Source organism: Sphaerotilus sp., assembly GCF_041083715.1.
GTDB lineage: Bacteria > Pseudomonadota > Gammaproteobacteria > Burkholderiales > Burkholderiaceae_C > Sphaerotilus.
Window position 1 is genome coordinate 1 of record NZ_JBFPGY010000296.1, and the last position, 6,635, is coordinate 6,635.

Annotated in this window: 6 protein-coding genes; 3 read left to right on the top strand and 3 right to left on the bottom strand. The window is 68.5% G+C overall.

Going from position 1 to position 6,635, the window contains the following annotated elements:
- The coding region (locus AB3X43_RS13830) for an ABC-F family ATP-binding cassette domain-containing protein (RefSeq protein ID WP_369430442.1) at positions 1–950 on the bottom strand (950 nt) is incomplete at its 3' end.
- Positions 951–1,174: 224 nt separating this feature from the next.
- Here AB3X43_RS13830 and AB3X43_RS13835 point away from each other — a divergent pair.
- Positions 1,175–2,485 (top strand): cation:proton antiporter, encoded by a 1,311-nt coding sequence (locus AB3X43_RS13835; RefSeq protein WP_369430443.1) that lies wholly within the window; start codon positions 1,175–1,177, stop codon positions 2,483–2,485.
- 34 nt (positions 2,486–2,519) lie between these two features.
- Positions 2,520–3,650: a YbdK family carboxylate-amine ligase gene (locus tag AB3X43_RS13840; RefSeq protein WP_369430444.1), complete on the top strand. Its 1,131-nt coding sequence runs from the start codon at positions 2,520–2,522 to the stop codon at positions 3,648–3,650.
- An 8-nt stretch (positions 3,651–3,658) separates the two neighbouring features.
- Here AB3X43_RS13840 and lnt read toward each other — a convergent pair whose 3' ends face one another.
- Together lnt and AB3X43_RS13850 are read right to left on the bottom strand one after the other, a co-directional pair.
- A complete protein-coding gene (gene lnt, locus AB3X43_RS13845; protein ID WP_369430445.1) occupies positions 3,659–5,161 on the bottom strand; it encodes an apolipoprotein N-acyltransferase in 1,503 nt (500 codons plus the stop codon).
- A 4-nt stretch (positions 5,162–5,165) separates the two neighbouring features.
- A complete protein-coding gene (locus tag AB3X43_RS13850) occupies positions 5,166–6,053 on the bottom strand; it encodes an HlyC/CorC family transporter (RefSeq protein WP_369430446.1) in 888 nt (295 codons plus the stop codon).
- Between the two features lie 170 nt (positions 6,054–6,223).
- On the opposite strand from AB3X43_RS13850, the gene AB3X43_RS13855 reads away from it, so the two are divergent.
- The coding region (locus AB3X43_RS13855) for a CobW family GTP-binding protein (RefSeq protein WP_369430447.1) at positions 6,224–6,635 on the top strand (412 nt) is incomplete at its 3' end.

Genomic DNA, 6,635 nt, shown 5'->3' on the forward strand with positions numbered 1-6,635 from the left:
TTGGTGGCGCCTTCCAGCTCCGCGACGATCTTGCCGCTGCGCGAGCTGGCATCGACTTCGAGCCGCACCTTGCCCACCACATCGCGGCGCGCGGCGCGCTGGTCGCGCAGCGCAGTCAGGCGGTTGACGCGGCTGACACTGCGGGTGCGGCGGGCTTCGACACCCTTGCGGATCCAGATCTCTTCCTGCGCCAGCAGCTTGTCGAAGCGGGCATTGAAGAGCGACTCGTCTTCGAGTTCGCGGGCCTTGGTCGCCTCATAGGTGGTGAAGCTACCGGGGTAGCTGCGGATCTGGCCACGGTCGAGTTCGAGGATGCGCGTCGAAACCGCATCCAGAAACGCCCGGTCGTGGGTGATCAGCAGCACCGCGCCGCGGAACGAGATCAGCAGGTCCTGCAGCCAGATGATGGATTCCAGATCCAGGTGGTTGGTCGGCTCGTCGAGCAGCAGCACGTCGGGCGCGGCCACCAGCGCTTGCGCCAAAGCCACCCGCTTGCGCAGACCACCCGAGAGCGCATCGACCTGCTGGCCCGGCGACAGCTTCAGCCGCTCCAGCGTCTCGTCGACCCGCTGCTCCCAGGTCCAGCCGTCGACCGCCTCGATCTGGCTCTGCAGCGCGTCCAGATCGTCGCCCTCGGCGTGGGCCTCGTAACGCTCGCGCAGGGACTTGGCCTGCGCCACGCCGACGCTGACCGCATCGAACACGCTGATGCCCGGCTCGAACTGCGGCTCCTGCGGCACGTAGTAGCGGCGCACATTGGCCTGCACCTGCAGCGTGCCGTCGTCGGGCAATTCCAGTCCGGCGAGGATTTTCAGCAGCGACGACTTGCCGGTGCCGTTGCGGCCGATGAGGCCGAGGCGTTCGCCGGCCTCCAGCGACATCGCGGCATGGTCAAGCAGCGCCACGTGACCGTAGGCGAGGCTGGCGTCAAGAAGGGTAAGGAGGGCCATGGGGGAGTTCTGACAAGAATCGACCATTATCGACCCCGGGCGTCCGGCGGCCGGAATCGCTGTGCACAGGCGTCCCACGCGCGTCACATCACGTTGTTACCGTGCTCGGCCAGCCGGTCGGTACACTGCGGCCAGACAGGCCTAATTTCGTGAAATATGTCGCAAATGTACGGCATGTAACCAAACATCAAGCCCCTTGACCAGCGGCCCCGAGGAGACCGGATGTGAGCAAGACCGACGTGTCATTTCCCCTGGACCTGCTGACCTCTGGCAGTGCCGGCGGATTCAGCCTGGACAACCTCGGCACCCTGGGCAGCGAGCTGGCGCGCTGGCCGATCGAAGCCCTGCGCGGTGCGGATCCGATCATGGGGCTGGCGGTGCTGATGATCGTCGCGCTGCTGGCCGGCGAGGCCGTGCACCGGATGACGCGGCTGCCGCGCGCGCTGGGCGCGATGCTGGTCGGTGCGCTGGCCAGCCCGCTGGCGCTGAGCCTGGTGGCCCGGTCGGAGCTGGACCCGTGGAAGCCGCTGCTGGACCTGGCCGTCGGTCTGCTGGTGTTCGAGCTGGGCAGCCGCATCCGGCCACGCTGGCTGATCGACAACCCGTGGCTGGCCGTCAAGTGCCTGGTCGAAGCGCTGGTCACCGGCCTGGCCGTCACCGTGGCGCTGACCTGGCTGGACGTGTCGCTGTCGTCGGCGGCGCTGGCTGGCGCCGTGGCCATGGCCAGCTCGCCGGTCATCGCGATGACCGTGCTCAACGAGCTGAAGCCGCGCGGCCAGGTCAGCGAGCGGCTGCTGATGATGACGGCGCTGAACACCGTCTGCGCCGTGCTGGCACTGACCGCATGGCGGGTGCTGAGAACACTGGATTCCGGTGGCTTCGAATGGCAGCCGGCGCTGGCCGGGGCGGTCTACACGCTGTGCGGCTCCTACTTGCTGGGGGCCGTCAGCGGTCTGGTGCTGGAGCGGCTGAGCCGGCAGATCCACGGCAGCGGACTGGCGGCACTGCAGCTCGCGCTGGTGGTGCTGGCGGCGATGCTGGCAGCGCAATTCACCTTCTCGCCGCTGCTGGCACTGCTGATCGCCGGCATGGTGGCCCGCAGCCGGATGGGCCACCGGCTGCAGGTCGAGCCCCAGCTCGGCAGCGGCGGCGCGGCGCTGACGCTGCTGCTGCTGGTGACGCTGGGGCTGCTGTCCACGCTGGAGGGCCTGATCGACCTGCTGCCCCTGGTCGCCGCGATCATCGGCGCACGCTTCATCGCCAAGACCGGCACGGTGATCCTGCTGGCCCGCCCCAGCGGCCTGGGCTGGCGGCAGGCGCTCGGGCTGGGACTGGCGCTGCAGCCCGCGTCCAGCCTGGCGGTGCTGCTGACCGGCAACACACTGGGCTGGCCAAGCGCGCTGCCCATGCCGGATTCGACCTTGCTGCAGGCGCTGCTGATCGCGCTGACGCTGATGCAGCTGAGCGGGCCAGTCTGGCTGCAGCTCGGCCTGTGCACCGTCGCGCGCGAGACCTGCACGCCCCCGTCCCGCTGACTGACGCACACCGCCCGCCCCGAGGAACCCGCCCATGTCTTTGCAGGACTTCACCACCTCCGAGTCGCTGACCATTGGCGTCGAGCTGGAGCTGCAGCTCATCTCCACGCACGACCACGACCTCATCCCGCAGGCGCAGGACCTGCTGCGCGAGACCGCTCGCCACACCGGCGCCTGGGACATCAAGCCCGAGATCACGCGCTCGATGATCGAGATCGGCACGTCCATCCAGCGCGAGCACGCCCCGCTGGTGGCGGAGCTGCGCGACATGCGCGACCAGCTCGTGCGCGCGGCGCGGCGGCTCAACATCGAGATCGCCGGCGGTGGCACCCACGCCTTCCAGCACTGGAGCGAGCAGCAGATCTACCCCGGCGAGCGCTTCCACTACATCAGCGACCTCTACGGCTACCTGGCCAAGCAGTTCACCGTCTTCGGCCAGCACGTCCACGTCGGCTGCCCCAACGGCGACGACGCACTCTGGCTGCTGCACGCGCTGTCGCGCTACGTGCCGCACTTCATCGCGCTGTCGGCCTCGTCGCCCTTCGTGCAGGGGCACGACACCGGCTTCGACTCGGCGCGGCTGAACTCGGTGTTCGCATTCCCGTTGTCCGGGCGCGCGCCCTTCGTGCGGAGCTGGGACGAGTTCGGCAGCTACTTCGACAAGATGACGGCCACCGGCGTCGTCCAGTCGATGAAGGATTTCTACTGGGACATCCGCCCCAAGCCCGAGTACGGCACGATCGAGCTGCGCGTGTGCGACACCCCGCTGACGGTGGAGAAGGCTGCGGCGCTGGCCTGCTACCTGCAGGCGATCTGCCGCTACCTGATCGAGGAGCGGCCATTCGAGCCGGTCGAGGACGACTACCTCGTCTACACCTACAACCGCTTCCAGGCCTGCCGCTTCGGGCTGCAGGGCGAGATCGTCAACCCGCAGACCAAGCAGCGCGGCAAGCTGCGCGACGACATCGTGCGCACGCTGGCGCGGGTCGAGACCCACGCGGTCGATCTGAAATCGTGGGAAGCCTGCCAGCTGCTGCGCGAGTCGCTCGGCGAAGGCAACGACGCGCAGTGGCTGCGGCGACAGCGGGCGCAGGATGCGCCGCTGTCGGAGGTGGTGGAAGCGGCGGCGCGGCGCTGGGCGCACAGCCCTGCGGCGGCACGTTGAACAACGGCTCAGGCCCGACGCCTCGCCAGCAGCACCCCACACAGCCCGACCACCCACAACGGCCACAGCCCCAGGCGCCCGGCCCACCAGGCGAACGGCGTCGCACCGTCACGCCCCTGCACCCGCGCCTCCAGCACGCCGCGCACATGCGGTGCCAGCCGGTGCGTCACCACACCGCGGTGGTCGATCGCCACCGTCGCGCCGGTGTTGGTGGCGCGCACCATCGGCCGCTGCAGCTCCAGCGTGCGCATGCGCGAGATCAGCAGGTGCTGGTCCACCGCCACCGACTCGCCGAACCAGCCGATGTTGCTGACGTTGGCGAGCACGGTCGGTGCCGTCGCCCTGTCCACGAAGCGCGCCGCCAGCTCCTCGCCGAACAGGTCCTCGTAGCAGATGTTCGGAGCGACCCGCTCGGCACCGACCACGAACGACGGTGCCACCAGCGGGCCGCGGGCGAAGTCACCCAGCGGCATCTGCATCATGTCCACGAACCAGCGGAAACCCGGCGGAATGAACTCGCCGAAGGGCACGAGGTGGTGCTTGTCATAGCGGTAGAAGGACGGTCCCCCCGCTGCGCCGAACCCGGCCACGGAGTTGGTGTAACCCAGGCCCGCGTCGCCCAGCGGCACGCCGATCAGCGCCCGGGTGCGGCCCTGTGCAAAGTGGCTCTGCAGCCCGTCCCACAGGTCCGGCGGCAACTGCGCCGGCAGCAGCGGGATGGCGGTTTCCGGCGCGATCACCAGATCGGCCGTGGAAGCCAGCAGTGCCTTGATGTGCCAGTCCAGTGTTTCTGGCAGGCGGCTGAACTCGAATTTCTCGTCCTGTGGCACGTTGCCTTGCAGCAGCGTCACCGACAGGCCGGAGCGTGCACGGGTGAAGTCACCGCCGGTCCATGCCGGCAGCAGCACGAGTGCGCCCGTGACCACCACGGCCCCGGCCCGAGGGACAAGACCGCGCGTCGCCAGACCACGCTGCACCAGCACGCCCAGCATCGCGGCCACCGCGCCGATGCCGTACACGCCGACCCAGGGCGCGAGTGCCGCCAGCGGCCCGTCCACATGGGCATAACCGGCCGCGCCCCACGGAAATCCCGTGAAAATCTGCGCCCGCGCCAGCTCGGCCAGCAGCCACAGCGCGCCCCACAGAACCACGTCGGACCAGAGCCGGTCGCGCTTGCAGCGCACGAACAGCGCCGTCGCCAGCGCCAGATAGACCGCCAGCAGTGCCGCCAGCAGCGCGACGGCCAGCACGGCCAGCCAAGCCGGCAGGTGCCCGTAGCGGTACATGCTGATGAACAGCCACCAGAACGTGCCGCCCAGCCATCCCAGCCCGAAGGCACCGCCCACCAGCCAGACCCGCGGCGGTGGCGCCGCACTGACCAGCGCCAACAGCGCGGCCACGGACAGCACCTGCAGCCAACCCCGTGCGACCGGCGCCATCGACCAGGCCTGCACGCCTCCCGCCAGCAGGGCAAGCGCCACCAGGGCGAGCAGGCGCCTGCGCGCGGACACCGCCTCAGCCACCAGCCATCTCGTCCAGCGACAGGCGCACCACCTTGAACCAGCGCACCGCACCGCCCCGGGTCAGCATCACCGAGAAGCGCAGCGGCCCGACGTCGACGATCTCGCCGCGCCGCGGCACCCGGCCGTTGCGGTGCGCGACGAGTCCGCCGATGGTCTCGATGCCGTCTTCGGCCAGTTCGATCGCGAAGTGGGCGTTGATGGCCTCGATCGAGGCATCCCCCGGCACCCGGCAGCTGCCATCGGCCATCGTGTAGAGGCCGGACTCGCTGACCTTGTCATCGAACTCGTCCTCGATCTCGCCGACGATCTCTTCGAGCACATCCTCGATCGTGATGAGGCCGGCGAGCGCGCCGAACTCGTCGATGACGATGGCCAGGTGGTTGCGGTTGGAGCGGAAGTCGCGCAGCAACTCGTTCAGACCCTTCGATTCAGGCACGAACAGCGCCGGACGCAGCAGCGTGCGCAGATGCAGGTCCGGCGAGCGCTGGACCTTGAGCAGATCCTTGGACATCAGCACGCCGATGATGTTGTCGCGCTCGCCCTCGTACACCGGAAAGCGGGAGTGCCCCGTGTCGATGACGCTGGCGAGCACCTCGTCGTAGGTCGAGGCAATGTCGAGCAGGTCCATCCGGGGGGCGGCGACCATCGCGTCACCGGCCGTCAGATCGGCCATGTGCAGCACGCCTTCGAGCATCGAGCGCGATTCCGGGTCGATCAGCTCGCGCTTCTCTGCGTCGGCCAGCGTCTCCATGAGTTCGTCGCGCGAGTCGGGACCCGGCGAGATGAATTCGATCACGCGCTCGAACAGCGTGCGGTGATCGTGTTGAGCAACCCGTCCGGACTCACGGCCGGAGCGGTAACTCTGCTGAGGTTCAGACACGGTCAGGTGCCGGTAGTGATCATGTGGCGAGAATACCCGATGACAGTGACACCGAGGATCCGGTCTGGTCCGGTGCGGCTGCAGCGTGGCAAACGGATGCCTTGACACACCAGGGGGCTTGACAGACATTCGACAATCCGTTTTTGTCCTCTGCCTCTCGCCCACCACCCATGTCCACAGGCCTCATCCCCGCCACCATCCTCACCGGTTTTCTCGGCTCGGGCAAGACGACGCTGCTCAAGCGCATCCTGTCCGAAGCCCACGGCCAGAAGATCGCCGTGATCGAGAACGAGTTCGGCGAAGAGAACATCGACAACGACATCCTCGTCGGCGACACCGAGGAGCAGATCATCCAGCTGAGCAATGGCTGCGTCTGCTGCACGATCCGCGAGGACCTGCGCTCCACGCTGTCCGATCTGGCCGCCAAGCGCCGCAAGGGTGAGCTGACCTTCGACCGCGTGGTGATCGAGACCACCGGCCTCGCCGATCCCGGTCCGGTGGCGCAGACCTTCTTCATGGACGACGAGGTCGCCGAGAGCTACCTGCTCGACTCCATCCTGACGCTGGTGGACGCCGTGCACG

Bases quoted from the DNA above. Each gene is read 5' to 3' on its own strand.
- AB3X43_RS13840 (WP_369430444.1), top strand. From the start codon at position 2,520: ATGTCTTTGCAGGACTTCACCACCTCCGAGTCGCTGACCATTGGCGTC.